Raw genomic sequence first — 26,761 nt, forward strand, 5'->3', positions numbered from 1 at the left:
GACGGCGGACCCCGCCGCCGGCCGCCGATCGGTGTCGCACCACGGGCCTGACATAGGCGATCTTGTCCGTCAAAGTCGCACGCCCGGGCGACGAAGGTCCCGAACCGCCTCCATACGGTCAGCGGCGCCCGGATTCTGGACGAGGTCTTCCGCTGAGCGGAGCGCGACGCTACTGTCCCGGCTCACAAGCAATCGCCCCGTGGCAGCGCCGCCGCGGAGCGCAGCCGGTGTACCCCTTCGCCGGCGGCCTCTGACGTGCGTCGCCGCGGGACCGGCGCCGCAACTCCGTGAGAGCCCGCCGCCACTCACTCCGAAGGAGAGGGCGTCGTGACCGCGGAGACCTCCCAGACGCTCGACAGAGGGCTCAGAGTCCTCAAACTGCTCGCCGATACCGACCACGGCCTGACCGTCACCGAGTTGTCCAACAGACTCGGCGTCAACCGGACGGTGGTCTACCGCCTGCTCGCCACGCTGGAGCAGCACGCCCTGGTCCGCCGCGACCTCGGCGGTCGGGCCCGCGTCGGCCTCGGCGTGCTGCGGCTCGGCCGGCAGGTCCACCCCCTGGTCCGGGAGGCCGCGCTGCCCGCGCTGCGCTCGCTCGCCGAGGACATCGGCGCGACCGCCCACCTGACCCTCGTCGACGGGGCGGAGGCGCTCGCCGTCGCGGTCGTCGAACCGACCTGGACCGACTACCACGTCGCCTACCGGGCCGGCTTCCGCCATCCGCTCGACCGGGGAGCTGCCGGACGGGCGATACTCGCCGCCCGACAGGGCGGGCTGACCGAGCCGGGCTTCACCCTCACCCACGGCGAACTGGAAGCCGGTGCGAGCGGCGCGGCGGCACCGCTCGTCGGCGTCACCGGCGTCGAGGGAAGCGTCGGCGTCGTGATGCTCGCGGACGCGGTGCCGGAGCGGGTGGGCCCCCGCGTGGTCGACGCGGCCCGCGAGGTCGCCGACGCACTGCGCTGAGTCGTCGCACCGAGTCGTCGCACCGCACCCGGTTGCCGCACCGCGCCGATTCCCCGCACCGCACCGGTCACGCGCCGTCGGGCCGGCCCGACGGCGCGCCGTCTCAGCCGCCGGAGGAGGCCAGGAGCGCGCCCAGCGGCGTGACGGCGTGACGGACCGATCTGCCCGTGCGGGTCGTCGTGAGGAGTCCCGCCGCGCGGAGCGCTTGGGCGTGGGCCGAGGCCGTTGCGTTGCTGACGCCGAGGCAGCGGGCCAGTTCCGTGGTGGTGCGGGGCTCCGCCAGGGTCCGCAGGAGCGCGGCCCGGGTACGGCCGAGCACCCCGGCGAGGGCCTCCTCGTGGCCGTCCCCGACGGCTTCGGCGGTCCCGGCGGACCCGGTGAGCGGCAGTGCCCCGCCCGCCGGATACGCGAGGACCACTGGGCGGTCCGGCAGGTCCTGGAGGAGCGGTCCGCCCCGCCAGTGGAAGGTCGGCAGCAGCACGAGGCCGCGACCGGCGAGGCGCACCTCGCGAGGGGCGGCGCCCGGCCACTCCCAGACCCCGTCCCGAAGCCCCGGCGCCAAGGCCGCGAGCGCCGCGCCCAGCCCCTGCTCGGCGACGACCAGCGCGTGCCGGGCGAACTCCGCCCGGTGCAGGTCCTGCACCCGGGACCAGACCGGCGCCAGCACCGTCTCGTACGCGGCCCGCTGCGCCCGCTCCCACACCCGCCACGCGTCCGGGCTCCCGGTGTGCAGGGCCCGGATCCACGGCGGGACGGGCCGTCGCCCCGCCCCGTACACCCGCTCCAGCTCGGACCGCACGAACTCCGGCCGGGCCGCCCGCACCCGTGCGATGCCCTCCTCCCGGGTCTCCCCGAGGACGTCGAGGAAGCGCGGGGCCGTCCCGCCCGGCACCAGGTCCGCGAGCGGTTCCGCCGTGCGCGGCAGGGCACGCAGCAGCCTGCCCCGCCAGCGTCCGAAGAGCAGCTCCTCGTGCGGGGCGCCCATCATCATCAGGGCCGCGTGCAGCTCGGCCACGGGAGACGGTCGGGGCGCGAACCGCACCCGGGCGAAGTCCCCGGACGTGAAGCGGACGCGCAGCATTGTTCTCCCCCGTGGCAAGCCTTTCGGGCCGGGCCTGAACCTTCGCGCCCCGCTCCCCTCCGCCCCAGGATGCCGCACATGACACAGCTTCCCGCGTCCAGCCGTCGTACCGTCGTCAAGGCCGCCCTCCTGGGCGCCGCCGCCCTCCTCGGCCCCGCTGCCGCCCCCGCAGCCGCCACTGCCCCAGCCGGGGCGGAGGAGGGGCCGACCGTGCTCCGGTTGCCCGCGCCGACCGGCCCCCACCCCGTCGGCCTGCGCACCCGCGTCCTGACCGACCGCTCCCGCCAGGACCCCTGGGAGCCCGGTGCCCGCCGGGTCAAGGTCAGCGTCCTCTATCCGGCCCGTACCGTCCGCGGCTGCCCGCGCGTCCCGCAGCTCACCCCCGCGGAGGCCGAGGCCTTCGCCGAGCTCGCACCCTGGGTGCACCCCGGCCTTCCGGCCGGGGGCGTCGACTGGGGCGCGGTCCTCACCCACGGCCACCTGGACGCCCCTCCCCTCCCGGGCCGCCGCCCGGTGCTCCTCTACGGGCCCGGGGGCGGCGATTCCCGCACCCTCGGCACGGGTCTCGCCGAAGAGCTCGCCAGCCACGGGCGGACCGTGGTCCTCGTCGACCATCCCGGTGACGCCAGTCAGGTGGAGCTGCCCGGGGGCGTGCGCCGGACCGTCCTCACCGGGCCGCCGGACCCGGAGACCTTCCGCACCATGGTCTCCACCCGGGTCGCCGACCTCCGCCTCCTCCTCGACCGGCTCGGTGACCTGCCCCTGGCCTCCGCCATGGACCCGCGCCGGATCGGCGCGTACGGGCACTCGGCGGGGGGCACCGCCGCCGTCCACGCGCTGGTCACCGACGACCGGATCGGCGCCGGCGTCAACCTGGAGGGCCACCTCGACCTGGACCCGGAGCTCGTGGCGGGCCTCGACAAACCCCTGTTGATGTTCCGCACCGACGGCTTCCGGGAAGCCGCACGCCTGACGCGTTCCTGGTCGGGCGTCCCCGCCCGCCAGTGCCTCCTGCCGGCCGGCAGCGACCACGGGGTCTTCACCGACTACGCCCACCTCGTCCCCCGGCTCCAGGCCGCCGGGCTCGTCACGGCCGGCGCCAGGGCCGCGCTCATCGGGCCGGCCGATCCGGCGGCGGCGACGGCCGTCGTGCGGCACGGCCTGCGCTCCTTCTTCGCCCGTCGACTTCCCGTACGGGTGCACCGGGCCTAGCCCCTCGCACCGGGCCCCCGCGGTGCCCCGCCGGACCGGGGCGCGCCCCGCCGCCGGGCCGCCGGTGTGGGGACCGCCGGGTCCCTCCCGCGCCCCCCACCGTGCCCCGGTGCGCGTCCCAGTAGATTGGGGGCGTGCTCTCCAGCCTCTCCCGTCCCCGCGTCCTCGCGCTCTGCGCCCTGCCCGTCGCCGCGCTCTTCGCCGTCGCCGGGCTGGCCCCGCTGCCGTACGCGATCGCCCAGCCCGGCACGACGGCCAACGTGCTCGGTACGGACAAGGGGCGTGAGGTCATCACCATCACGGGTGCCCCGGTCCGGGCCACCGAGGGCCGACTGCTGATGACGACCATCCTCGCGACCGGGCCGTCCACGGAGGTCGACCTCGCGGACGTGGCCGACGCCTGGTTCCGCACCGACCGGGCCGTCCTCCCGCACGACGCGGTCTACCCCTCGGGCAAGTCGGACGCCGAGATCGAGGAGCGCAACCTCGGACAGATGAAGGAGTCGCAGGACGCCGCCGCCCTCGCCGCGCTCGGGTACTTGGAGAAGGACCCGAACGAGGTGCAGGTGAACCTGCACCTCGCGGACGTCGGCGGGCCCAGCGCCGGTCTCCTCTTCGCCCTCGGGATCGTCGACAAGCTCGACGGCGACGGGGACGGCGGTGACCTCACCGGCGGCCGGACCGTCGCCGGTACGGGCACGATCGACCCGGACGGCACGGTCGGGGCGGTCGGCGGGGTCTCCCTGAAGACGCAGGCCGCCGCCCGGGACGGGGCCACCGTCTTCCTCGTGCCGAAGGACGAGTGCGCGGACGCGCGGGCCGAGCAGCCGAAGGGCCTGCGGCTCGTGCCCGTCACCACGCTCAGCGACGCGGTGGACTCCCTGCGGGCCCTGGAACGGGGGCAGGGGGCGAAGGTTCCGTCCTGCTGAGGTCCTCGTCGGGGCGACCGGCGGGGGCGCGGTCCATGCCGCGCCAGGCCGGGAAGACCATCGGCGAGAGCGTGGCCAGGAAGTAGGCCGTCCCGATCCCCAACAGCGTCGTCGCCAGGCCGATCCGCTCCACCAGGAGCCCCGCCGCCAGACCGCCCAACGGGGTCGTGAGCAGGACCCCCGCCGTGCTGGCGCCCATCACCCGGCTCCGCAGGGCGTCCGGCACCTGCTCGTACATGACCGTGGTCAGGATCGGGTTGAGGACTCCGGCGCCGAGGCCGGCCGCCGCCGCCGTCAGGAGCAGCGGTGCGGTGGTGTCGGTGAGGGCGGCCACCAGGTAGGGCGGGGCGCCACAGATCAGGAAGCCCGCCGTGAACACCACCCGGCGCGGGAAGCGTTCCCCCACCGCCCCGTAGAGCAGGGCACCGGCCAGGGCGCAGCCGGCGAAGACCGAGACGATGAGGCCCTGCGTGCCCGGGCCGCCGAGGACCTCCCGGGCGTGCACCGGGAGCAGGACCGAGGTCCAGCTCTGGTTGAGGCCGTTGGTGACCATCACCATGACGGTGATGCCCAGCAGCAGTCGGGTGCGGAACAGGAAGGCGTACCCCTCGCGCAGGTCGGCGCGGTAGCGGGCGGGGGAGAGACGGGGACCGTCGCGCAGGGGCTCGGCCGACGGCACCCCGCGCAGTCCCGCCACGACGAGCAGCGCGGAGACGGCGAAGGTGGCCGCGTCGAGGAGCAGGACCGTGCCGGGGCCCAGGAACGCCACGAGCAGTCCGGCGATCGCGGCGCCCGTCATCCGGGCGCCGCGCGCCACCGCGTCGTACAGGCTGGCCGCCCGGGTGAGCGAGGTCCCGGCACGTCCGGCGAGGTCGGGCACGAGCACGTGCCGGGCCATTTCACCCGGTGCGTGGAAGAGCCCGGTGACCGCCATCAGCGCGCACAACAGCCAGAAGTGGAGGACTCCGATCTGGTGCAGGAGCGGGATCGCGGCGAGTGCGAGCCCGCAGACCAGGTCGGAGACGATGCTGACCCGCCGACGTCCGAGGCGGTCGATGACCGGGCCGCCGGCGATCGCCGAGACCAGCACCGGGAAAGCCGCGCAGAAGGCGACGAGCCCGGCCTTGCCGGGGCTTCCCGTGGTCTCCAGGGCGAACCACGGGACGCCGATGAGCGTGAGTGAGTTGCCGCTGATGGAAACGGCGTTGGCGGCCAGGACGGTGGTCAGCGGAATGCGGTCGCGGGTCCTTTTCACCCGCTGCTCTCCCCCCGCGGCGGTCATGCGGCCAGGGTGACGCCACGGCCCGTCGGGACGGCCATGCGCAGGCCCAGCTCGACGGGGCTCCAACCCGGCCGGGCACGGAGGGTGGAGATGGGGGCGGGGGACTGCGGTCGGGGCGCGCCGGCCTTGAGCCGCAGCTCCGCGGCGGCCAGCGCGTGCAACTGGAGGTGGATGTCGGCATGCATGGGATGCGTGGGTCCTTCCGTGGGTGCGTGCGGTGACGTGCGGACGGGGCCCGGGGTCCGGGTGTGGTGTCGTGCGGACGGGGCCCGGGGCCCGGGTGTGTGGTGACGTGCGGACGGGGTCGGGCGTCCGCGTCCCCCGTCCCGGCCCGGGAGCGGCCCGGTGCGGGCTCAGTCCCGCTGCCGCGGTTCGTCCTCGTGCTGCGGGAACGCGTGCAGGTGCATCCGGACGGGCGCGGCGCCCGGAGCTTCCGGGTCGGCGCCGTCGCGGTACTCGTCGATCAGCGCGTGGATCTTCCCGTTGAGCTCGCGCAGCCGCTCGGGCGGCAGGGTCAGCCTGAAGTCGCTGAAGTCCCAGGCGCCGTGCCAGGACTCGTCCCAGGTGTGCCGGGTGGCGACCCAGGTGGACATCTCCTGGGTGTGGATGGTCGCGACCTCGTGCATGACGAGGTCGAGCGCACCCTGGACCTCGGGGTCCGGGTTTCCGTGGAGGGTCTCGTCGAAGAGGGTTCCGTGATGGGCCGCCCTCCACCACCGCTCCCGCCCCTTGCCGAGCGTCGGGTCGTCCGTGATGAAGTCGTGGGCGGCGAGTTGGCGCAGGTGGTAGCTGGTGGCGCCGCTGGACTCGCCGAGCCGTTCGGCCAGTTGGGAGGCGGTGGCGGGCCCGTGCCGGCGCAGGGCGCGGAGCAGCTGGATGCGCAGGGGGTGGGCGATGGCGCGCAGGGACCGGGGGTCGAGCATGCGGTTCGGGTACTGCTCGGGCGGCGGGTCCTGCCGCTCGGGGAAGCGCTCTTCGGACTCGGGCATGAGCTCACCGTAGACTTGCAAAGAAATGGTTGCAAGGGTTTCTTTGCAACTACTCCTTTGCATGCCCCCGCGAGGTCGCTAGTCCTGTGCCGCCTGCTCCACCAGCGGGATGATCCGCAGCGGTACGGGGTTCTCCATCACGATCGCGGTGGAGGCCCGGACGATCCCCTCGAAGCCCACCACCCTGTCGATCACCCGCTGGAGGTCCGCGTTGGAGCGGGCGACGAGCCGGCACAGCATGTCGCCGTGTCCCGTCGTCGTGTGCAGCTCCAGGACCTCCGGCACCGTCGCCAGGTGCCCCCGCACGTCAGCGCCCTGGCCCTGCTTGATCTCCAGGGTCGCGAAGGCGGTCACCGGGTAGCCGAGCGCCGCGGGATCCACCTGGGGGCCGAAGCCGCGGATCACCCCGCTCGCCTGGAGCCGGTCGAGCCGCGCCTGCACCGTGCCGCGCGCCACCCCCAGGCGGCGGGAGGCCTCCAGGACCCCGATGCGCGGCTCCCGCGCGAGGAGCGCGATCAGCCGGCCGTCCAAATGATCGATCGCCATGGCGACCTCCTCATGGTCAGGATGTACAAGTCGCACGGTCATACTCGTCGGTCGCTATGCAGATTGACCAGTAGATCAGCAAACTCTTGCGCACCTTGCCGAACGGCGGGACATTGCTGCCATGGCAGATACCTCGATGACCATCGACCCCAACCCTTCCACCGCGCGTGAGGCCGATCCCTTCCCGGTCAAGGGAATGGACGCGGTCGTCTTCGCCGTCGGCAACGCCAAGCAGGCCGCGCACTACTACTCCACGGCCTTCGGCATGAAGCTGGTCGCCTACTCCGGACCGGAGAACGGCAGCCGGGAGACCGCCAGCTACGTCCTCACCAACGGCGCCGCCCGCTTCGTCTTCACCTCCGTCATCAAGGCCTCGACCGACCGGGGCCGCTTCCTCGCCGAGCACGTCGCCGAGCACGGCGACGGCGTCGTCGACCTGGCGATCGAGGTGCCGGACGCGCGTGCCGCGTACGCCTATGCCGTCGAGCACGGCGCCACCGGCATCACCGAGCCGTACGAGCTGAAGGACGAGCACGGCACCGTCGTCCTGGCGGCCATCGCCACCTACGGCAAGACCCGCCACACCCTCGTCGAGCGCTCCGACTACGACGGCCCCTACCTGCCCGGCTTCGTCTCCGCGAACCCGATCGTCGAGCCGCCGGCCAAGCGCACCTTCCAGGCCATCGACCACTGCGTCGGCAACGTCGAGCTCGGCAAGATGAACGACTGGGTCGGCTTCTACAACAAGGTCATGGGCTTCACGAACATGAAGGAGTTCGTGGGCGACGACATCGCGACCGAGTACTCGGCGCTGATGTCCAAGGTCGTCGCGGACGGCACCCTCAAGGTGAAGTTCCCGATCAACGAGCCGGCGATCGCGAAGAAGAAGTCGCAGATCGACGAGTACCTGGAGTTCTACGGCGGGGCGGGCGTCCAGCACATCGCCCTCGCCACCAACGACATCGTCGCGAGCGTGCGCGCGATGCGGGCGGCGGGCGTGCAGTTCCTCGACACCCCCGACTCGTACTACGACACGCTCGGCGAGTGGGCGGGCGAGACCCGCGTGCCCATCGAGATCCTGCGCGAGCTGAAGATCCTCGTCGACCGCGACGAGGACGGCTACCTGCTGCAGATCTTCACCAAGCCGGTCCAGGACCGCCCGACCGTCTTCTTCGAGATGATCGAGCGCCACGGCTCCATGGGCTTCGGCAAGGGCAACTTCAAGGCCCTGTTCGAGGCGATCGAGCGCGAGCAGGAGAAGCGCGGCAACCTGTAGGCGACGGGGCCCGTGTTCCGGGCCCCGCACACAGACGTGCACCACAGACCGGGTCGGCCCGGGCGCCCGTTCCACCGGGCCCGGACCGGCCCGACGGCGTCCCGGCGGGACACGGGGCCTGCCCGGGACGCCTTCTCCTCCCCGGCCCCGCCACCGGCCGTGGGGACGACCCCGGACCGGGCCCCCGAGTCCCCGGGCGTTCCGCCGCGGCGTCAGTCGCGCGCCGCCTCCGGAGCGTCCCCGCGCTTCGCCCGCGTCGGGGGCGCGGCCGTCGGGCCCGACCGTGCCGCGGACGCCGGGGAGCCCGGTTCCGGGGGGAGTTCGACCGACGGCTCGCCCAGGGCGGCCAGGGCCTCCTCGGCCTTGCGCGCGTGCAGCGGGGAGAAGTCCGGGTTGATCCGCAGCGCCTCCTCCAGGTGCCGGCGGGCCGGGCCGGGCCGGTCCAGGGCGCGCTCGATCGCGCCCCGGTGGTACGTGAAGAGCGCGCTCCGCCGGCCCTCCTCCGTGGCCAGCCTCGCGTACCCCAGCGCCTCCTTCGACGCGCCCGACCGGTGCAGCGCCCACCCCAGCGCGTCCGCGGTCCCCACCGAGCGGTGGCCACGCGCCCACTCCGCGCGCATCCGGACCGCTGCGTCCGCCGGGTCGCCGTGATCCGCATCGAGGAGCCCCAGCGGTACTTCGGCCCCCGTCCAGGTGCCCTTCCGCAGCCGCTCGTACAGGGCCCGGGCCTCCCCGTCCCGCCCCAGCGACTCGTACAGCTCGCCCGCCTCCAACAGGTACTCCGGCAGCGGCAGCCGGACCAGCGCGGCCCGCCAGTCGCGCAGCGCCTCGTCCGGGCGGCCGAGGGCCGCCAGGGCCCGTGCCCGGCCCGCGAGCGAGGGTCCGTGGTCCCGCACCAGCCGCAGGGCCGCCCCGTACCGTGCGCGTGCCTCCTCCGGCTCGCCCCGCTCCCACGCCAGGTCCCCGAGCCGCCCCAGCGCCGCGGCCCTCTCGGCGTCCGAGTCAGCCAGGGCCATCGCGTCCAGGGCCGCCGCGTCGGCGTCCTCGCGCCAGCCCCGGTCGCGGTAGGTCTGCGAGGCCCTGGCCCGCACCACCGCGCCCGTGTGCAGCCCCTCCAGGTCCTCCATGGCCTTCCGGGCCGCCGCGTACTCGCCGAGGCCGTTGTAGGCGTCGATCAGCACCGGATACACCGGCCACCGCTTCGGGGCGGCCTTCCGCACCTGCTCGCCCCACTTCCGCGCGGTGCGCCAGTCGCCCCGGGCCACGGCGAGTGCGGCGAGGCCCAGCGGGGCGTCCAGGTTGCCGCGGGCGGCGGGCCGTTCGGCGAGCGAGCGCTGCAAGGCCCGTTCGGCCTTCGGGTACTCCCGGGCGTCGCCCAGGCGGGTGCCGCGCTCCGTGTAGGCCGCGCCCAACTCCGCCCAGGACGCCCCGTCCTCCGGATGGGCCCGCACCCACTGCTCCCGGTCGGAGATCAGCGCGGTCAGGTCCGGGAGCGCGGCCGGAGCGCCGGCGCGGGCCGCGACCGTCGCCCGCTCCGCCGGACCGGGCGGGGGCGGCGGACCCTGGCCGACGAACTCCGGGACGTACAACAGCACCGTTGCCGCGAGCACCGCGCCCACGCCGGCGGCCAGGACCGTCCTCGACACGTTCTGGGGCTTCATGGCGCTTACTGTGCTCCCGCGGCCGGTCGTGAGGAGAGCGCACGAAGCGCTCCCCCCGGCGGGTTCACACCGATGGCCCCGGGTGCCACGCTGGAGGCATGGACGATCTTCAGAAGGACGATCCCCGCACCGATCTCCCGATGCGACTCCACACCGCGCTGCTGGCCGGGCTCCCCGCCGAGGCGCTGCTCACCGATCCCGACGTGACGACCTCCTACGCACGGGACATGGCGAGCTTCTGCGCGGCCGGCACCCCCGCGGTGGTCGTGCTCCCGCGCACGGTCGAGCAGGTGCAGCACGTCATGCGCACCGCGACCGAACTGCGCGTCCCCGTCGTCCCGCAGGGCGCCCGCACGGGCCTGTCCGGCGGCGCCAACGCCTCGGACGGCTGCATCGTGCTCTCCCTGGTGAAGATGGACCGCGTCCTGGAGGTCGATCCGGTCGACCGGATCGCCGTCGTCGAACCGGGCGTCGTCAACGCCGTGCTGTCCCGTGCCGTCGCCGAGCACGGCCTGTACTACCCGCCGGACCCGTCCAGTTGGGAGACGTGCACCATCGGCGGGAACATCGGCACCGCCTCCGGCGGCCTCTGCTGCGTGAAGTACGGGGTCACCGCCGAGTACGTCCTCGGGCTCGACGTCGTCCTCGCCGACGGCAGGCTCCTGCGGACCGGTCGGCGCACCGCCAAGGGCGTCGCCGGCTATGACCTCACCCGGCTCTTCGTCGGCTCGGAGGGCAGTCTCGGCATCGTCGTCGGAGCGGTCCTGGCGCTCAAGCCACGGCCGCCGGCGCAGCTCGTGCTCGCCGCCGAGTTCCCCTCCACCGCGTCGGTCTGTGCGGCCGTCTGCGCGATCATGGAGCGCGGGCACACCCCTTCGCTGCTGGAACTCATGGACCGGACCACCATTCGCGCGGTCAATGAACTGACGCGCATGGGGCTGCCCAACACCACCGAGGCACTGCTCCTGTGCGCCTTCGACACCCCGGACCCGGGCGCCGATCTGGCCGCCGTCGGGGAGCTGTGCCGGGCGGCGGGGGCCACCGAGGTCGTGCCGGCCGCCGACGCCGCCGAGTCCGAACTCCTGCTCCAGGCGCGCCGGATGTCGCTCACCGCCCTGGAGACGATCAAGCCCGCGACGATGATCGACGACGTCTGCGTGCCACGGACGCGGCTCGCCGAGATGCTCGACGGCACGGCCGCGGTCGCGGAGAAGTACCGCCTGACCATCGGCGTCTGCGCCCACGCCGGGGACGGCAACACCCATCCCGTGGTCTGCTTCGACCCCGCCGACGAGGACGAGTCGCGGAGGGCGCGGGAGTCCTTCGACGAGATCATGGCGCTCGGGCTCGCCCTGGGCGGCACGATCACCGGTGAGCACGGCGTGGGCGTCCTCAAGAAGGAGTGGCTGGCGCGGGAGCTGGGGCCGGTCGGCCTGGAGCTGCAGCGCGGGATCAAGGACGTCTTCGACCCGCTGGGGCTCCTGAACCCCGGAAAGCTCTTCTGAGTCCACGGACGGCGGCGTACGGGTCACAGCTCGCCGTCCTGGGACTCGTCCGACGGCCACGGGTCGCGCAGCCAGAGCTCGTCGGCGACCGTCGTGGTCGCCAGGAGCTCGGCGAGCCCGTCGTCGAGGCCGAGGCGCTCGGGCTCGGTGCCCGGCGGGACCGCGCGCAGGGTCCGCTCCAGCCAGGCGGACACCTGCGCGGACGGGGCTTCGAGCAGTGCGTCGCCGTCGGGGGAGGAGAGCGCCATCAGGATGACGCCGCGGCCGTCGACCTTCGTCGGCCAGATGCGGACGTCCCCGTGGCCGCAGGCCCGGAAGACGCCCTCGACGAGCAGCTCGCGCGCGAAGGTCCAGTTGACCGGGTGGTCCGTGCCGATGTGGAAGGTGATGTGGACGGCGTACGGGTCGTCGGTGCGGTAGGCGAGTCGGGCGGGCACGGGGACGGAGCGCTCGGGCGAGAGCACCAGCTTCAGCTCCAGCTCGCGCTCGACGGCGGTGTTGTCGGTGTTCTGCATGGTCCTGCTCCTTCTCGCGGGCGGCCCCGGGCGGGCCTTCACCCGGAGAGAGCGGGGTGGCCGCGGTTCATTACGCGACTTCGGGAAGTTTTTTCGGGAAGTTTTTTCCCGACCCGTCCCGGGGAGGTGTTCCGGGCGGCCCACCCCGAGGGATGCATCGGCCCGAACATCACTGGGAGTGACCAATTCCGTTACGTGTCCCCCCGAAGGCGGGCTTTCTCGCGGGCTCCTTCTCCCCCCGGGGACGTTCTTCGTTACTGTCCTCCTTGGGTGCGGCACGCCCGGCGCGCTGCCGTGCGGATCAAAGGCGTTGTGACTGAACGGAGTCGGGGCAGTGGCTACTCCTCCTGGAGGCGGCGAAGAGGTACCGCAGGCGGGGTACTACCCGGACCCGTCCATTCCCGGATACATCCGGTACTGGAACGGGGGAGCCTGGGTGCCCGGCACGAGCCGGCCGGCCCCCGCGGACGGTGTGGTTCCGCCCGGTCCGCCCGCCTCGGCGGTCCCGGCCGGCCCGATCCTGGCCACCAGCCCGGCTCCGGCCCCCGCACCGGTTCCGACCCCCGCTCCGACCCCCTCGCCCGCACGGGCCGCCGCGTCCGGACAGGCCCTGCCGTCCGTGCAGACCCCGGCCCCCGTCCAAGCCGCCGCGCACGTGCCGCTCCAGGCGCAGGCTCCCGTGCCCGCGGTCGAGGAGACCGGACCCGTCTTCCTCGACGAGGAGCCGGCCGCGCCGGAGCCCGCGTCGGCGTGGCAGGCCGACGCCTCCCGACAGGCGGGCTTCGGCGGTGCACGCGACCAGAAGGTTTCCTGGGGCGCCCCCCGGACCCCCGATCCGCGCACCCCGGTCGAGTGGCCGGTGGCGGGTGGGAGCGGGCCGGAGGAGGAGGGGGACGCCGTCCCCGAGCCCCGACCGGCCGCGGGAGCGCAGCGCCTCGGGGGCATGCCGGTCACCCCGGTGCCCACGTCGACCCCGGACCCCCGGCCGCAGCCCCAGCAGCCCCGCCCGGCTCCGGAGGCTGCCGCCCCTGCTCCCGCCGCCCCCGCACCTGCCCCTGCTCCCGCCTCTTCGGCGGTTCCGGCGCCCGCTCCGGCTCCGTCCCCTGCCTCCGCTCCCGCTCCCGCTGCGACGACGCCCTCCTGGGCCCAACAGCAGGCCCAGGCCCAACAGCAGGCCCAGGCCCAACAGCAGGCCCAGGCCCAACAGTCGGCTCGGGAGCAGCAGCCGGTTGCTCCGTGGAAGCCGCCCGTCGACGACGTCTTCCAGCAGGCGGCGCGGGCGCAGGCCGCCGCACGCCCCGCCGGGCTCGGTAGGCGCCTGCTCGCCCGACTGGTCGACGGCATCGTCCTGGGCGCGCTGGTCGGCGCTGCTTCCACGCCCTTCGTGACGGCGGCCGTGGACCACATCGAGGGCAAGATCGAGGCGGCGAGACGGACCGGGACCACCGTTCAGGTCTGGCTCCTGGACGCGACCACCTCCGTCCAGCTCGGCATCGTGCTCGCCCTGCTGCTCGTCCTCGGGCTCCTGTACGAGGTGCTGCCCACCGCCAAATGGGGCCGCACCCTGGGCAAGAAGCTGTGCGGGATCGAGGTGCGGGACATCGAGGCGCACCAGCCGCCGACCTTCGGCAAGGCGCTCCGTCGCTGGCTCGTCTACGGCCTGCTGGGACTCCTGGGCATCGGCGTCCTGAACGTCATCTGGTGCCTCTTCGACCGCCCCTGGCGCCAGTGCTGGCACGACAAGGCGGCCCGCACCTTCGTGGCGCGCTGAGGCGCCCCCCGTGCCCCGTCGCCCGAACGGGCGGTGATTCCTTGCGGGCCCGCCCCGTCCGGGATGCACTGCCCCCATGAGCACCGACCAGCCGCCGTCCGGCCAGCAGCCCGAGGACGATCCCTTCAGCAAGAGGCCCCCGGAGCCGCCGGCCGGGGAGCCGCCGGCCGGCCCGCCGCCCGGGGGGCCCCCGCCGCCGGGCCCCCCGCCGGGGAACCCGTACGACAGCGCGCCCCCACCTCCGTACGGCGGCTACGGCGGGGGGTACGGGGGGACCGACCCGCTCTCCGGGATGCCGCCGCTCGCGGACACCGGTCGCCGGATCCTCGCGCGGCTCATCGACTGGGTGATCCTCGCGGTGCCGCTCGCGATCATCGGCATCCCGTTCGACGTGTACCAGCGGGCGACCGAGGACGGCGACGGCTTCGGCGACACCGTCAACAGCCTCAACGGCGGCAGCCAACTGGTCTTCCAGCTCATCACGATCGTCGCGTACGTCGCCTACGACACCGTGCTCACGGCCAGGAACGGCCGGACCGTCGGCAAGAAGCTGATGAAGCTGCGGGTCGCGATGCTCAACGACGGGTCGACGCCCCCGATGAACCAGTCGCTGCTGCGCGCCGTCGTGCTCTGGCTGCCCGCGCTGATCTGCTGCGCCTGCCTGTGGCCGTTGCTCATCCTCATCCTCATCATGGTGGACAAGCCGTACAAGCAGGGTCTCCACGACAAGGCGGCGAAGACGGTGGTCGTCAGCGCCCCCGAGTGACCCCAGGTCCTCGAAGCGGACGAAGCGTCACGAAGGGATCCGGGTGTCGGACCCCGCGCCCACGCGCTGGGCCGGCACCCGGACCTCTTTGCGTTCGGAGGGCTTGACGGGCTGCTCGCGTCGCGGCATCGTCACCGCCACCAGGATCCCGAGCAGCAGTGTCGCCACGCAGACCGCCGCGATGCCGAGCGTCGTCGTCGTACCGGAGAGCAGCAGCAGGGCCACGGTCGCGAGCACGACGGTGGCCGAACCGTAGGCGAGCTGTGCGGTGTTCGGACGCAGCATGACAAATCCGTCCCTCGGGTTCCCGACCGACTCTATGACGTCGATGCCCGGGTGGCGCCAGGGGTAAGCGTGACCTAACCCACGATGCCGAGGCGCAAGGGGCGCACAGGGTCACGAAAGCCGTCAATCCCCCCGCACATGCGCCCGTCGAGCGTCCGATAATCGGAAGTTGTCTCCCGCATAGTGCAGTTGGCTTGTGCAAGTCAAGATCTGTCTTTTCTTCCCACACTCCGATCCAATGTCGTCACTTGTGACGCGCGACCCCGCCGGACGGACACCCCACCTTCGGTCCGAGTGCGCGGGCGCCGGGGAGGACAACATCAAGTGACCAATAGACGACGGGCGATCAGAGCGTCCGCAGTCGTCGTGGCGCTCGCGGCCACCGCCGCCACCGCCTCGACCTTCAGTACTGCATGGGCCGTCGGCCACGGAAACGTGGAGCCGGTCGGCATCCAGACCGTCGACAAGACGACGGTCGACCACAACCTTGAAGGCCCCTTCAGCGAGCAGCAGGAACAGCAGCGCAAGGCTGCCCTGGAGCAGGTGCTGAACGGTGACGCCAAGGTCGAGAAGCGGGGCGGCTCCCAGGTCGTCAAGCTCGGCGCGAAGAAGTACGTCGAGCTCGGCCGTGAGAAGACCGACAAGATCTTCACCATCCTCGTCGAGTTCGGCGACCAGGTCGACAACACGACCCTGGTCGACCGCAAGGACGACGACACCACCGAGCTGAAGCCGAAGTACGGCGGCACGCCCGGCCCGCTGCACAACCAGATAGCCAAGCCCGACCGCGCCACGGACAACTCGACGGCGTGGCAGGCGGACTACAACCAGGCGCACTTCCAGGACCTGTACTTCGGTACCGGCAAGGACGCCAAGGGTCAGCCGAAGGCCTCGCTGAAGACCTACTACGAGCGGACCTCGTCCGGTCGCTACTCGGTCGACGGCGCGGTCACCGACTGGGTCAAGGTCCCGTACAACGAGGCCCGTTACGGCTCGAACTACTGTGGCCAGTCCAACTGCGGCAACGTCTGGGACGTCGTCCGCGACGGCGTGAACGCCTGGGTCGAGCAGCAGAAGGCCCAGGGCAAGACCGACGCCGAGATCAAGGCGGGCCTGGCCGAGTTCGACCAGTGGGACCGCTACGACTTCGACGGCGACGGCAACTTCAACGAGCCCGACGGCTACATCGACCACTTCCAGATCGTCCACGCGGGCGAGGACGAGTCGGCCGGTGGCGGCGTCCAGGGCGGCGACGCCCTGTGGGCGCACCGTTGGTACGCCTACGGCACCAACGCGGGCAAGACCGGCCCGGAGAGCAACAAGGCCGGCGGCACCCAGATCGGTGACACCGGCATGTGGGTCGGTGACTACACCCTGCAGCCGGAGAACGGCGGCCTCGGTGTCTTCGCCCACGAGTACGGTCACGACCTCGGTCTGCCGGACCACTACGACACGGCCGGTGGCGAGAACTCGACCGGCTTCTGGGACCTGATGTCCTCGGGCTCCTGGCTCGGCAAGGGCAAGGACTCCATCGGCGACCTGCCCGGTGACATGAGCGCCTGGGACAAGCTCCAGCTCGGTTGGCTGAACTACGCCAAGGTCAGCGACTGGCAGCGGTCCACCAAGACCACCCACAAGCTGGGCGTCTCGGCGTACAACACCAAGAACCCGCAGGCGCTCCTCGTCGAGCTGCCGAAGAAGAAGGTCACCACGGAGATCGTGGCTCCCGCCGAGGGCGCCACCCAGTGGTGGAGCGACATGGGTGACGACCTCAAGAACACCCTCACCCGCTCCGTCGACCTGACCGGCAAGAGCGCGGCCTCCCTGGACCTCCAGGGCTGGTACGACATCGAGGCCGAGTACGACTACCTGTACACCGAGGTGTCCACCGACGGCGGTGCCAACTGGACCGCCGTGGACGGCACCGTCGACGGTCAGCCGATCCCGCGCGACGCCTCCGGCACCCCGGCGCTGACGGGCATCTCCGGTGCGTACAAGAAGCTCTCGTACGACCTGGACGCCTACGCGGGCAAGAAGTTCGACCTGCGCTTCCGCTACCAGACGGACGGCGGCCTCGCGCTCAAGGGCTTCGCGGCCGACACCATCACCCTGACCGCGGACGGCGCCACCCTCTTCTCGGACAACGCCGAGAACGGTGACAACGGCTGGGTCGCCAAGGGCTTCTCGCGCATCGGCAACGGCTTCACGAACGAGTACGAGCAGTACTACATCGCGGAGAACCGCCAGTACGTGTCGTACGACTCGACCCTCAAGGTCGGCCCGTACAACTTCGGCTTCAGCGGCGACAAGGCCAGCTGGGTCGAGCACTACCCGTACCAGAACGGTCTGCTGATCTGGCTGTGGGACACCTCGCAGAAGGACAACAACACCTCGCAGCACCCGGGCCAGGGTCTCGTCCTTCCGATCGACGCCCACCCGAGCCCGCTGAAGTGGCGTGACGGCACCCTGATGCGCAACCGCATCCAGTCCTACGACTCGCCGTTCAGCATCCGTCGCACCGACGGCTTCCAGCTGCACAAGGCGGGCGAGGCGACCTGGGTCCCGTCCCAGGCCGGCAACCCGACCTTCGACGACCGCAAGGGCGTCTACTGGTTCGCCGAGAACCCGCGGGCCGGTGTGAAGGTAACTGACACCAACACCAAGATCCAGGTCGTCAAGGAGCCGAAGAACGGCCAGACGATCACGGTTCGGGTTGGTCCCTCCACCAAGTAATTGGTAAAACTGCAGGTCAAAGCATGATCGGCCGTCGCCCTCTAGCGGGCGGCGGCCGATCGTGTTTAGGTGCGTCTGACGCCGTTCTTATTGACATCTGTTCCACGGGGGAGTGGTTCCGCATGCCCAACGGAGGGTTCTGCAAGCTGCCGGGAGGCAGCGTGGTCGTCGCCATAGGGCTGCCCAGCCCGGCCGGCGACGGTGCCACGGTGCGCTTCCTGGTCCACGCCGCCAACCGCGCCCGCGCCCTGACCCGGCTGCGGAACCTGGGGCTGCGGGCGGTCTACCTCCGCGGCAACACCGAGCCGCCCACCCCGGACGAGATCACCGCGGTGCTCCACCACCCGGACGGCCTGCTGTGGCGGTCCACACCGGGTGCCGCCCAGGAGCTCTGGCACCCGGTCCGTTCCCTTCCCGGGGAGCCGGCCGCATAGGTCCGCCCGGGGCCACGGACCCTCCCGGCCCGCCCCGGGGCGCTACGCCACCACGGGCTTGCCGGTCAGCTCCACGCCCGCCGCCCGGAGCTCCTCCAGGGCCCGTTCCGTGGTCTCTCCGGCCACGCCCGCCGTCAGGTCGAGCAGGACGTGGGTCCGGAAGCCCTCCCGCGCGGCGTCGAGGGCGGTGGCCCGGACGCAGTGGTCGGTGGCGATGCCGACCACGTCGACCTCGCCGACCCCGTGCGAGCGGAGCCACTCCGCGAGCGTCCGTCCGTTCTCGTCGCGCCCCTCGAAGCCGCTGTACGCCGCCGAGTGGGCGCCCTTGTCGAAGACGGCGTCGATCGCGCCGCTGGCGACGGCGGGCGCGAAGTTCGGATGGAAGCCGACCCCCTCCGTGCCGGCCACGCAGTGCACCGGCCAGGAGGCCGCGTAGTCCGGTTCCTCGCCGGCCGGGGCGAAGTGCGCACCCGGGTCGACGTGGTGGTCGCGGGTGGCGACGACGTGCCGGTAGGAGTTGCCCGCCGTCTGGCCGATGAGGTCGGTGATGGCGGCGGCGACGTCCGCGCCGCCCGTCACCGCGAGGCTGCCTCCCTCGCAGAAGTCGTTCTGAACGTCCACAACGATCAATGCGCGGTGCATGGCGGGTGTCCTTAGCGGGTCGGAGGGGTGGGTTCGAGCCTAGAGACTTCCCCCTCCCGGCGGGAGGGGGCGTCCCGGCGGGAGGGCGGTGGCCGCCTACGCGTACTCGGTCGGCAGCACCGGTTCCCCCCGCGACAACTGGACCGCCGACATCGGCAGCCCGGCGCGGGCCGCGATGTGCCGGGAGCGGGCGGCTTCCAGGGGCTCCCGGGCCACCACCTCGCCGCCCTTGACCAGCTCGACCAGGAGCTGGCGGTCGGCGAGCCCGGGCGGGACCGGGCCGGTGCCCACGACCTCGGCCTCGGCGACCCCGTCCGCGTCCGTCCGGCGGGCCGCCCACTTGCGCCCGCCGATCGACGCCTTCCCGCCCAGCGACTTCTTGGCCACCGGCACCAGGGGCGCCCCCGGGGCGGTCGAGGCCGCCCGTGCGACCAGTTTGTAGACCATGGAGCAGGTCGGGTGGCCGCTGCCGGTGACCAGCTGGGTGCCCACCCCGTAGGCGTCGACCGGGGCCGCCGCGAGCGAGGCGATGGCGTACTCGTCGAGGTCCGAGGTGACCACGATCTTGGTGTCCCGCGCGCCCAGCTCGTCGAGCTGGGCCCGCACCCGGTGGGCGACGAGCAGCAGGTCGCCGGAGTCGATCCGGACGGCGCCCAGCTCGGGCCCGGCGACCTCGACGGCGGTCCGGACGGCCTCCGCCACGTCGTAGGTGTCGACGAGCAGGGTCGTCCCCCGGCCCAGGGCCTCCACCTGGGCCCGGAAGGCGTCCTTCTCGGTGTCGTGGAGCAGGGTGAAGGCGTGGGCGGAGGTGCCGACGGTCGGGATGCCGTAGCGGAAGCCGGCGGCCAGGTCCGAGGTGGAGTCGAAGCCGCCGACGTACGCGGCGCGGGAGGCGGCGACGGCCGCCAGCTCGTGGGTGCGTCGGGCTCCCATCTCGATCAGCCGCCGTCCGCCGGCGGCGGCCGACATGCGGGAGGCGGCGGCGGCGATGGCCGAGTCGTGGTTGAGGATCGAGAGGATCACGGTCTCCAGGAGGACGCACTCCGCGAAGGTGCCCTCCACGCGCAGCACGGGGGAGCCGGGGAAGTACACCTCGCCCTCCGGGTACCCCCAGATGTCGCCGGAGAAGCGGTAGCGGGCCAGCCACTCCAGGGTCGGCCCGTCGACGATGCCGTGTTCCTCCAGGAAGCCGAGGACGGCGGGGTCGAAGCGGAAGTTCTCGACGGCGTCCAGGACCCGGCCGATGCCCGCCAGGACCCCGTAGCGCCGCCCCTCCGGCAGTCGGCGGGTGAAGACCTCGAAGACGGACCGCCGGTCCGCCGTACCGGCCCGCAGGGCCGCCCGGAGCATGGTCAGCTCGTACTGATCGGTGAAGAGCGCGGTCGACGGCACGTCCATCCGCCGCCCGACCCCGCCCTCCGGCCGATGTTCTTCCGGGCCCGGTCCGGGGGTCCCCCCGTCGAGCGCCTCTTCCGTCGGCAGCACACCGTCCGCAGCGTTCATGGCGGCGATGCTAGCGCAGAAATCGTCACTTTGACGATTTCTATCCTCGGGCAGGGGCCGGAGGCGCGCCCCCGTTTGCGCGAGGCCCCCCCAGGGGTGACAACATGGTGTGAGTGAGCGTCGCGCCTATTGAGATCGAACGTACGGAACCGGCCGAGGAGGTCTCCGCGGTCGTCGAACCCGACGTGCCCTGGGTGACCCTCGTGCACAACGACCCGGTGAACCTGATGAGCTACGTCGAGTACGTCTTCCAGTCGTACTTCGGATACTCCAAGGACAAGGCGCACAAACTGATGCTCGACGTGCACAACAAGGGCCGCGCGGTCGTCTCCAGCGGCACCCGCGAGGAGATGGAACGGGACGTGCAGGCGATGCACGGCTACGGCCTGTGGGCGACCCTCTCCCAGGACCGCTTCTGATGGCCGGGCAGTTCGAGGCGCTTCCCGGTGGCGGTGCGGCCGTCGCGCTCGACGACGTCGAGATCTCCATCCTCCGTTCCCTCGCGGTCCAGCTCATGGAGCTGATCGGGCCGGGCGACGAGCCCGCGGCGGACGCGGATCCGCTGGCCGCGCTCTTCGCCGAGGGGCCGAGCGAGCCGCCGTCCGACCCCGCCCTCCGGCGCCTCTTCCCCGATGCGTACGGCGACGACAGCGAGGAGTTGCGGGCCGCCGCCTCCGACTTCCGCCGCTACACCGAGAACGACCTGCGGGCCCGCAAGCGCGAGGACGCCCTCGCGGTCGTGCGCGCCCTGGACTCCCTCTCCGCCGAGGCGGCGGGGGAGGGCGGTGCGGTCCTGAAGCTCTCCCCGGACGAGTCCCGGGCCTGGCTCGGTGCGCTCAACGACCTCCGGTTGACCATCGGGACCCGGCTGGAGATCACGGACGACGAGGAGAGCGAGCAGTTGTACCGGCTGCCCGACTCCGATCCGCGCAAGCCGATGGTGATGGCGTACCTCTGGCTGGGGGCGCTGCAGGAGACCCTCGTCGCCACCCTGATGCCGTAGCGACCGGCCCCCGCGGGGGAGTTCGCTCAGCGGACGCTCAAATCCGGATAACGAATGTGTTATCCGGATGCCCTCCTTGCCGTGTTGAGTCCCCTTTGAGGACCTTTGCCTGTGGCGTGCGTCACGGGCGGACGCCCCGGTCGCCGATCTTCCCGTGATAGATCTTCACGACCGCTCGGGCACGCCACCCCTGTTCCCGAGGGCGCTGGAGCCGGCCGACCGCCGGTAGCACTCCATCCACATCCGGGGGGATCGGGATCCGACCCGCGACGGGCCACGCGCCCGTGCGGATCGACATGGAGAAAGGCGCACCACCATGACCTCCTTACGGGTCGAACGGCACGACGGCGACGAGACCGCGGACTCCGCTCCGGGCGAGGGTTACCACCGGGCGCTCGGCGCCCGTCAGATCCAGATGATCGCGATCGGCGGCGCGATCGGCACCGGGCTCTTCCTCGGTGCGGGCAAGGGCATCTCCCTCGCCGGGCCCAGTCTGATCCTCGCGTACGCCCTCGCCGGCCTGGTCATCTTCTTCATCATGCGCGCGCTCGGCGAACTCCTCATGTACCGACCGGTGTCGGGCTCCTTCTCGGAGTACGCGCGCGAGTTCATCGGCCCGTTCGCCGGCTTCGCCACCGGCTGGACGTACTGGCTCTTCTGGGTCGTCACCGGCATCACCGAGGTCACCGCGGCGGCGACCTACATGACGTACTGGTGGGACGTCCCCCAGTGGCTCTCCGCCCTGGTCTTCACGGTGGTCCTCTACGCGGCCAACCTGATCTCCGTGAAGCTCTTCGGCGAGCTGGAGTTCTGGTTCTCCATGGTCAAGGTCACCGCCATCGTCGGGATGATCCTGATCTGTGCCGGCATCCTCACCCTCGGCTTCTCGGACGCGGGCGACACGGCCTCCGTCTCCCACCTGTGGGACCTCGGCGGCTTCTTCGCCGGGGAGCACGGCATCGGTTCGACCCTGATGTCCCTCCAGATGGTGATGTTCGCCTTCCTCGCCGTGGAACTGGTCGGCGTGACGGCGGGCGAGTCCAAGGACCCCGGGACGGTCCTGCCGAAGGCGATCAACACCGTTCCGTGGCGCATCGCCGTCTTCTACGTGGGTGCGCTGCTCATGATCCTCTCGGTCGTCCCCTGGACCGAATTCGCTCCGGGCGTCAGCCCGTTCGTCGCGGCCTTCGAGAAGATGGGCCTCGGCGTCGGCGCCGCGATCGTCAACTTCGTCGTCCTGACGGCGGCCCTGTCCTCCTGCAACTCGGGCATGTACTCCACCGGCCGCATGCTGCGCGACCTCGCGCTCAACGGGCAGGGTCCGAGGGCCTTCACCCGGCTGACCCGGTCCGGCACCCCGCTGGTCGGCACCACGGTCTCGGCCGCACTGATGACGGTCGGCGTCTGGATCAACTACCAGTGGCCCGGCGAGGCGTTCGGCTACGTGGTCTCCTTCGCCACCATCTCCGGCATGTGGGCCTGGATCGTCATCCTGCTCTGCCAGATCCGCTATCGGCTCAAGGCCGACCGGGGAGAGCTCCCGCAGTCCTCCTTCAAGGCTCCGGGCGGCATCTGGCTCAGCGTCTTCTCGCTCGCCTTCATCGGCATGGTGATCGTGACCATGGGGATGGACGAGGACAACCGGGTGGCGCTGTACGGCGCGCCGGTGTGGGCCCTGCTCCTCGCCGTCTCCTATCTGGTGCTCAGGGCCCGCAACCCCGAGGGCGCCGCCTTCGCCAAGCGAACCTGACGCCTCTGACCTGCAAGGTCTCGCCATTCGGGCCGTTCCGTACCATGACTCGGTACGGAGCGGCCCGTCTGCTTATCCTGTCGTCATGCTGACCATCACCCGGGCCCTGTACGACCAGATCGTGGAGCACTCCCGAGCGGACCACCCCGACGAGGCCTGCGGCGTCGTCGCCGGTCCGGTCGGCAGCGGACGGCCCGAGCGGTTCATCCCGATGCTCAACGCCGCCCGTTCGCCCACCTTCTACGAGTTCGACTCCGCGGACCTGTTGAAGCTCTACCGCGAGATGGACGACCGGGACGAGGAGCCCGTGATCGTCTACCACTCGCACACCGCGACCGAGGCGTACCCGTCCCGCACGGACATCTCGTACGCGAACGAGCCGCAGGCCCACTACGTCCTCGTCTCCACCGCCGACAGCGACGGCGCCGGCCCCTTCCAGTTCCGCTCCTACTCGATCGTCGAAGGCGTCGTGACGGAGGAGGAGATCAAGGTCGTCGAGGCCTACGAGTAGACCCCCGCGGTCCGGTCGGACGGGTGGCGAGCGTCACTCCGCGGCCGTGCGGCGGGGTCCGCCGCGAGGGCGCCCGCCGACCGGACCGGGCCGCGCCCCCCGGCGTCCGGGGGGCGCGGTGGTGGTCCCAGGCCCCGTCCGGCCGGGGCGATCCGACCGTCGACCCCGCGCGCCGTCCACGGGTCGGTCATCAAGCGTCCGCCATCTGAGATCACATTCCGGAACCCGGACCGGGAATCGATACGATGAGCCCATGGTTTTCCATGACGTGAGCGAAGAGACTCCGAGCAGCACCCTGCTCGTTGCACGCCTGCACGTCGACCTGTGCCGCCTCGCCAGCGCCATCTGTACGTCACGCGCTGCGCTCTGAGCGACCTGCCGAGCGCCCTCACCGTACGACCCCCTCCGCGCGGGGGCCACAGCAGCGCGCCCATCACGCCACTTCCGACAGGAGCCCACGCCATGGCCATCGAGGTCCGCATCCCGACCATCCTCCGCACCTACACCGACGGCGCCAAGGCCGTCGAGGGCAGCGGCGGCACCCTCGCCGAGCTCTTCGCCGACCTGGAGTCCCGCCACACCGGGATCGAGGCCCGCATCGTCGACGGCGACAAGCTCCGCCGCTTCGTCAACGTCTACCTGAACGACGAGGACGTCCGTTTCCTCAACGGCATCGACACCGAGCTCACCGACGGCGACAACGTCACGATCCTGCCGGCCGTCGCCGGCGGCATGGTCTGATCCACATGCGCTACGACTCCTCGCTGGCGGCGGTCGGCAACACGCCGCTGGTCCGCCTCCCCCGACTCTCCCCCTCGGACGACGTCCGCATCTGGGCGAAGCTGGAGGACCGCAACCCGACCGGCTCGGTCAAGGACCGCCCCGCGCTCCACATGATCGAGCAGGCGGAGAAGGACGGCCGGCTCACGCCCGGCTGCACCATCCTGGAGCCGACCAGCGGCAACACCGGCATCTCCCTCGCCATGGCCGCCAAGCTCAAGGGCTACCGCATCGTCTGCGTGATGCCCGAGAACACCAGCGAGGAGCGGCGCCAACTGCTGGCGATGTGGGGCGCGGAGATCATCTCCAGCCCCGCCGCCGGCGGTTCCAACACGGCCGTCCGGGTCGCCAAGGAGCTCGCCGCGGAGAACCCCTCCTGGGTGATGCTCTACCAGTACGGCAACCCCGACAACGCCGGTGCCCACTACGCCACCACGGGCCCCGAGATCCTCGCCGACCTGCCCTCCATCACCCACTTCGTGGCGGGCCTCGGCACCACCGGGACCCTGATGGGCGTCGGCCGCTACCTGCGCGAGCACAAGCCCGACGTCAGGATCGTCGCCGCGGAACCCCGCTACGACGACCTGGTCTACGGCCTGCGCAACCTCGACGAGGGCTTCGTCCCCGAGCTGTACGACGCCTCCGTCCTCACCACCCGCTTCTCGGTCGGCTCCGCCGACGCGGTCACCCGCACCCGCGAACTCCTCCAGCAGGAGGGCATCTTCGCGGGCGTCTCCACGGGTGCCGCTTTGCACGCGGCCATCGGCGTCGGCAACAAGGCGCTCAAGGCGGGCGAGAGCGCCGACATCGCCTTCGTCGTCGCGGACGGCGGCTGGAAGTACCTGTCGACGGGCCTCTACACGGCCAAGACGACGGAAGAAGCGATCGAAGCGGTCCAGGGCCAGCTCTGGGCATAGCCCCCTCGGGCCGGCACCTCCCGGCCGAGGAGCCGGCGGGCCGCCGTCCCCGGCGGCCCGGCCCGCCCCGCGGCGGTCCCCTGCGCGCCGCTCAGCGCGCCAGATGGCGGACCTGGTCCCAGACGACCGGGTCCGCCGTTCCCACTCTCCGGCGGAACTCCCACACCGGCACGTCCCGCAGCTCGTCCGTCTCCAGGAAGCTGGGCCGCCCCTGCGCGTCGCCCACCGAACCCGGCGGAAGCGCGATGACCCCGGGCCGTTCGTCGTGGTACTTGCTGGTGATCTTCGCGACGAGCGCGTTGTCCCCCCGTACCGCGAGCACCAGACAGGGCCGGTCCTTCGACCCGGGCCCGTCCTCGTAGGGCACGTCCGCCCACCAGATCTCGCCGGCCCGCGGCAGCTTCGCCGGCTTCCGGCCGCGCGGTGCGGGCCGGGCCGGGGGACGTCCCGGCGGCCGGGTGCGGACCGAAGGCCCCCGCCGCGGGCGGCGCACCGACCGCTTCCATCCGTCGGCGACCGCCACCACCAGGGCGAGCACCACGACCGCGACCAGCGCGGGCCACCACGACGTGTCCATACCTCAAGACGGTACCGGCGCACGGTTCGCTTCGCCGTGGCGCCCCCCCCATCCATCCGAACCGGTGACAGCGCCCGTGAGTTCGCCCACAACGGGCCGTCCCGAAGGAGCGACAGGCCCGGGTGCGCCTTAGGCTCGACAGACCGCACAGCCTCCCCCTCCCTCAGCGCGTTTCCCGCACCCGTCCACGGAGGTTCCCGCTCCATGAAGCTCACCGTCGTCGGTTGCTCCGGGTCGTTCCCGTCCGCGGACTCGGCCTGTTCGAGCTACCTCGTCGAGGCCGACGGCTTCCGGTTGCTCCTCGACATGGGCAACGGTGCCCTGGGCGAGCTGCAGCGCCACATCGGTCTCTACGACCTCGACGCGATCTTCCTCAGCCATCTGCACGCGGACCACTGCATCGACATGTGCGGGTACTTCGTCGCCCGCTACTACCGGCACGAGGGCGGGCGCTGCGACGCGATCCCCGTCTACGCGCCGGAGGGTGCCGAGCAGCGGCTGACCACGGCGTACGCCGACACCCCCTCGGCCACCTCGATGAGCGAGGTCTTCGACTTCCACACCCTGACCTCGGGCTCCTTCCGGATCGGTCCCTTCTCCGTGCGCACCGAGAAGGTGTGCCATCCGGTCGAGGCGTACGGCATCCGGATCGAGCACGGCGGCCGTTCGCTCACCTATTCCGGGGACACCGGCGTCTGCGACGCGCTGCACGACCTCGCCGACGGCACCGACCTCTTCCTCTGCGAGGCCTCCTTCACGCACGGCAAGGAGGACATCCCGGCCCTCCACCTCAACGGCAGGGAGGCCGGCGCCCATGCGACCCGGGCGGGGGTGGGCCGGCTGGTCCTCACCCACATCCCGCCGTGGACGGACGGCGAGCAGAACCTCGCGGACGCGCGGGAGGTCTTCGCGGGCCCGTCGGAGCTGGCCCGCCCCGGCGCGGTCTACGAGGTCTGAGCCCGGGCAGGTCCGCGGGCTCCGCGCCCGGACCGCCCCGTGACGACGGGAAGGGCCCCGGAACCGTGATGGGATGCCGTTGGTTAATTCGGGGCCTGCCTACTTCGCCCTGTCGATCGTTTGGTCGGCGGGGCGAAGTGCTGCGAAGTGGCTGGTGCGGGTGCGGG

At 72.2% G+C, this 26,761-nt stretch carries 28 protein-coding genes; 17 read left to right on the forward strand and 11 right to left on the reverse strand.

The annotated features are described in order from the left end of the window. Window positions 1-327 precede the first annotated feature (327 nt). On the forward strand, window positions 328-969 hold the full coding sequence (locus ACFW2Y_RS02110) for an IclR family transcriptional regulator (protein WP_190160230.1): 642 nt from the start codon (window positions 328-330) through the stop codon (window positions 967-969). Window positions 970-1,072: 103 nt separating this feature from the next. Here the strand turns inward: ACFW2Y_RS02110 and ACFW2Y_RS02115 are convergent, their stop codons facing one another. Beyond that, a complete protein-coding gene (locus tag ACFW2Y_RS02115) occupies window positions 1,073-2,050 on the reverse strand; it encodes an ArsR/SmtB family transcription factor (RefSeq protein ID WP_384872150.1) in 978 nt (325 codons plus the stop codon). 78 nt (window positions 2,051-2,128) lie between these two features. On the opposite strand from ACFW2Y_RS02115, the gene ACFW2Y_RS02120 reads away from it, so the two are divergent. Together ACFW2Y_RS02120 and ACFW2Y_RS02125 are read left to right on the forward strand one after the other, a co-directional pair. Beyond that, complete coding sequence (locus ACFW2Y_RS02120; protein WP_384872154.1) at window positions 2,129-3,262, forward strand: acetylhydrolase; 1,134 nt, start codon at window positions 2,129-2,131, stop codon at window positions 3,260-3,262. Between the two features lie 134 nt (window positions 3,263-3,396). Further along, window positions 3,397-4,191, forward strand: coding sequence for a S16 family serine protease (locus ACFW2Y_RS02125; RefSeq protein ID WP_384872156.1), 795 nt, complete (start codon window positions 3,397-3,399; stop codon window positions 4,189-4,191). Here the strand turns inward: ACFW2Y_RS02125 and ACFW2Y_RS02130 are convergent. The 4 genes from ACFW2Y_RS02130 to ACFW2Y_RS02145 all read right to left on the reverse strand — a co-directional run bounded on the left by ACFW2Y_RS02130 (window position 4,124) and on the right by ACFW2Y_RS02145 (window position 7,008). After that, window positions 4,124-5,473 carry an MFS transporter gene (locus ACFW2Y_RS02130; protein ID WP_384872159.1) on the reverse strand — a complete coding sequence of 450 codons (1,350 nt, stop codon included), beginning with the start codon at window positions 5,471-5,473 and terminating at the stop codon, window positions 4,124-4,126. The genes ACFW2Y_RS02125 and ACFW2Y_RS02130 overlap by 68 nt on opposite strands. Beyond that, window positions 5,470-5,658, reverse strand: a complete 189-nt coding sequence (locus ACFW2Y_RS02135) for a hypothetical protein (protein ID WP_384872162.1) — start codon at window positions 5,656-5,658, stop codon at window positions 5,470-5,472. Before ACFW2Y_RS02135 ends, ACFW2Y_RS02130 begins: the two co-directional genes overlap by 4 nt. Window positions 5,659-5,826: 168 nt before the next feature. Next, window positions 5,827-6,462 (reverse strand): ArsR/SmtB family transcription factor, encoded by a 636-nt coding sequence (locus ACFW2Y_RS02140; protein WP_384872164.1) that lies wholly within the window; start codon window positions 6,460-6,462, stop codon window positions 5,827-5,829. Between the two features lie 78 nt (window positions 6,463-6,540). Beyond that, a complete protein-coding gene (locus tag ACFW2Y_RS02145) occupies window positions 6,541-7,008 on the reverse strand; it encodes an Lrp/AsnC family transcriptional regulator (protein ID WP_384872167.1) in 468 nt (155 codons plus the stop codon). A 136-nt stretch (window positions 7,009-7,144) separates the two neighbouring features. Between ACFW2Y_RS02145 and hppD the strand changes: the two genes are divergently transcribed. Then, window positions 7,145-8,284 carry a 4-hydroxyphenylpyruvate dioxygenase gene (gene hppD, locus ACFW2Y_RS02150; RefSeq protein WP_384872225.1) on the forward strand — a complete coding sequence of 380 codons (1,140 nt, stop codon included), beginning with the start codon at window positions 7,145-7,147 and terminating at the stop codon, window positions 8,282-8,284. A gap of 212 nt (window positions 8,285-8,496) precedes the next feature. Here the strand turns inward: hppD and ACFW2Y_RS02155 are convergent, their stop codons facing one another. Then, a complete protein-coding gene (locus tag ACFW2Y_RS02155) occupies window positions 8,497-9,945 on the reverse strand; it encodes a hypothetical protein (protein ID WP_384872170.1) in 1,449 nt (482 codons plus the stop codon). A 98-nt stretch (window positions 9,946-10,043) separates the two neighbouring features. On the opposite strand from ACFW2Y_RS02155, the gene ACFW2Y_RS02160 reads away from it, so the two are divergent. Continuing rightward, the gene (locus tag ACFW2Y_RS02160; RefSeq protein ID WP_384872173.1) at window positions 10,044-11,450 is read left to right on the forward strand and encodes an FAD-binding oxidoreductase; all 1,407 of its coding nucleotides are present in this window, start codon (window positions 10,044-10,046) and stop codon (window positions 11,448-11,450) included. Between the two features lie 23 nt (window positions 11,451-11,473). Here ACFW2Y_RS02160 and ACFW2Y_RS02165 read toward each other — a convergent pair whose 3' ends face one another. Next, window positions 11,474-11,965 (reverse strand): SsgA family sporulation/cell division regulator, encoded by a 492-nt coding sequence (locus ACFW2Y_RS02165; protein ID WP_384872175.1) that lies wholly within the window; start codon window positions 11,963-11,965, stop codon window positions 11,474-11,476. 334 nt (window positions 11,966-12,299) lie between these two features. On the opposite strand from ACFW2Y_RS02165, the gene ACFW2Y_RS02170 reads away from it, so the two are divergent. Further along, the gene (locus tag ACFW2Y_RS02170; RefSeq protein WP_384872177.1) at window positions 12,300-13,736 is read left to right on the forward strand and encodes an RDD family protein; all 1,437 of its coding nucleotides are present in this window, start codon (window positions 12,300-12,302) and stop codon (window positions 13,734-13,736) included. Between the two features lie 76 nt (window positions 13,737-13,812). Next, the gene (locus tag ACFW2Y_RS02175) at window positions 13,813-14,502 is read left to right on the forward strand and encodes an RDD family protein (protein ID WP_384872180.1); all 690 of its coding nucleotides are present in this window, start codon (window positions 13,813-13,815) and stop codon (window positions 14,500-14,502) included. Window positions 14,503-14,529: 27 nt separating this feature from the next. Here the strand turns inward: ACFW2Y_RS02175 and ACFW2Y_RS02180 are convergent, their stop codons facing one another. Next, window positions 14,530-14,787, reverse strand: a complete 258-nt coding sequence (locus ACFW2Y_RS02180; RefSeq protein WP_384872183.1) for a hypothetical protein — start codon at window positions 14,785-14,787, stop codon at window positions 14,530-14,532. A gap of 324 nt (window positions 14,788-15,111) precedes the next feature. Here ACFW2Y_RS02180 and ACFW2Y_RS02185 point away from each other — a divergent pair, with 324 nt between their 5' ends. Both ACFW2Y_RS02185 and ACFW2Y_RS02190 read left to right on the forward strand, forming a co-directional pair. Further along, window positions 15,112-17,520, forward strand: coding sequence for an immune inhibitor A domain-containing protein (locus ACFW2Y_RS02185; protein WP_384872185.1), 2,409 nt, complete (start codon window positions 15,112-15,114; stop codon window positions 17,518-17,520). A 122-nt stretch (window positions 17,521-17,642) separates the two neighbouring features. Then, on the forward strand, window positions 17,643-17,954 hold the full coding sequence (locus ACFW2Y_RS02190; protein WP_384872188.1) for a hypothetical protein: 312 nt from the start codon (window positions 17,643-17,645) through the stop codon (window positions 17,952-17,954). A gap of 42 nt (window positions 17,955-17,996) precedes the next feature. On the opposite strand, the gene ACFW2Y_RS02195 is transcribed toward ACFW2Y_RS02190, so the two are convergent. Together ACFW2Y_RS02195 and ACFW2Y_RS02200 are read right to left on the reverse strand one after the other, a co-directional pair. Beyond that, on the reverse strand, window positions 17,997-18,596 hold the full coding sequence (locus ACFW2Y_RS02195; RefSeq protein ID WP_384872191.1) for an isochorismatase family protein: 600 nt from the start codon (window positions 18,594-18,596) through the stop codon (window positions 17,997-17,999). 96 nt (window positions 18,597-18,692) lie between these two features. Then, window positions 18,693-19,994, reverse strand: coding sequence for a nicotinate phosphoribosyltransferase (locus ACFW2Y_RS02200; RefSeq protein WP_384872228.1), 1,302 nt, complete (start codon window positions 19,992-19,994; stop codon window positions 18,693-18,695). A gap of 218 nt (window positions 19,995-20,212) precedes the next feature. Here ACFW2Y_RS02200 and clpS point away from each other — a divergent pair, with 218 nt between their 5' ends. The 7 genes from clpS (at window position 20,213) to ACFW2Y_RS02235 (ending at window position 25,060) form a co-directional block, all read left to right on the forward strand. Continuing rightward, a complete protein-coding gene (gene clpS, locus ACFW2Y_RS02205; protein ID WP_384872194.1) occupies window positions 20,213-20,518 on the forward strand; it encodes an ATP-dependent Clp protease adapter ClpS in 306 nt (101 codons plus the stop codon). After that, window positions 20,518-21,102: a DUF2017 domain-containing protein gene (locus tag ACFW2Y_RS02210; protein WP_384872197.1), complete on the forward strand. Its 585-nt coding sequence runs from the start codon at window positions 20,518-20,520 to the stop codon at window positions 21,100-21,102. The genes clpS and ACFW2Y_RS02210 overlap by 1 nt, the downstream gene beginning before the upstream one ends. Before the next feature lie 316 nt (window positions 21,103-21,418). Continuing rightward, entirely contained in the window at window positions 21,419-22,852 is a 1,434-nt protein-coding gene (locus ACFW2Y_RS02215) for an amino acid permease (RefSeq protein ID WP_384872200.1), read from the forward strand. Between the two features lie 85 nt (window positions 22,853-22,937). Next, entirely contained in the window at window positions 22,938-23,363 is a 426-nt protein-coding gene (locus tag ACFW2Y_RS02220) for a Mov34/MPN/PAD-1 family protein (protein ID WP_384872202.1), read from the forward strand. Window positions 23,364-23,616: 253 nt separating this feature from the next. Continuing rightward, on the forward strand, window positions 23,617-23,733 hold the full coding sequence (locus ACFW2Y_RS02225; RefSeq protein ID WP_384872205.1) for a putative leader peptide: 117 nt from the start codon (window positions 23,617-23,619) through the stop codon (window positions 23,731-23,733). Window positions 23,734-23,825: 92 nt separating this feature from the next. After that, complete coding sequence (locus ACFW2Y_RS02230; RefSeq protein ID WP_384872208.1) at window positions 23,826-24,104, forward strand: MoaD/ThiS family protein; 279 nt, start codon at window positions 23,826-23,828, stop codon at window positions 24,102-24,104. A gap of 5 nt (window positions 24,105-24,109) precedes the next feature. Beyond that, window positions 24,110-25,060 (forward strand): PLP-dependent cysteine synthase family protein, encoded by a 951-nt coding sequence (locus ACFW2Y_RS02235; RefSeq protein WP_384872211.1) that lies wholly within the window; start codon window positions 24,110-24,112, stop codon window positions 25,058-25,060. Window positions 25,061-25,151: 91 nt separating this feature from the next. Here the strand turns inward: ACFW2Y_RS02235 and ACFW2Y_RS02240 are convergent, their stop codons facing one another. After that, window positions 25,152-25,637, reverse strand: coding sequence for a type II toxin-antitoxin system PemK/MazF family toxin (locus ACFW2Y_RS02240; protein ID WP_384872213.1), 486 nt, complete (start codon window positions 25,635-25,637; stop codon window positions 25,152-25,154). A gap of 204 nt (window positions 25,638-25,841) precedes the next feature. On the opposite strand from ACFW2Y_RS02240, the gene ACFW2Y_RS02245 reads away from it, so the two are divergent. Beyond that, window positions 25,842-26,594, forward strand: a complete 753-nt coding sequence (locus tag ACFW2Y_RS02245; protein ID WP_384872216.1) for an MBL fold metallo-hydrolase — start codon at window positions 25,842-25,844, stop codon at window positions 26,592-26,594. Window positions 26,595-26,761 lie beyond the last annotated feature (167 nt).

It is taken from the genome of Streptomyces sp. NPDC058877, assembly GCF_042742855.1.
Taxonomy (GTDB): Bacteria; Actinomycetota; Actinomycetes; order Streptomycetales; family Streptomycetaceae; genus Streptomyces.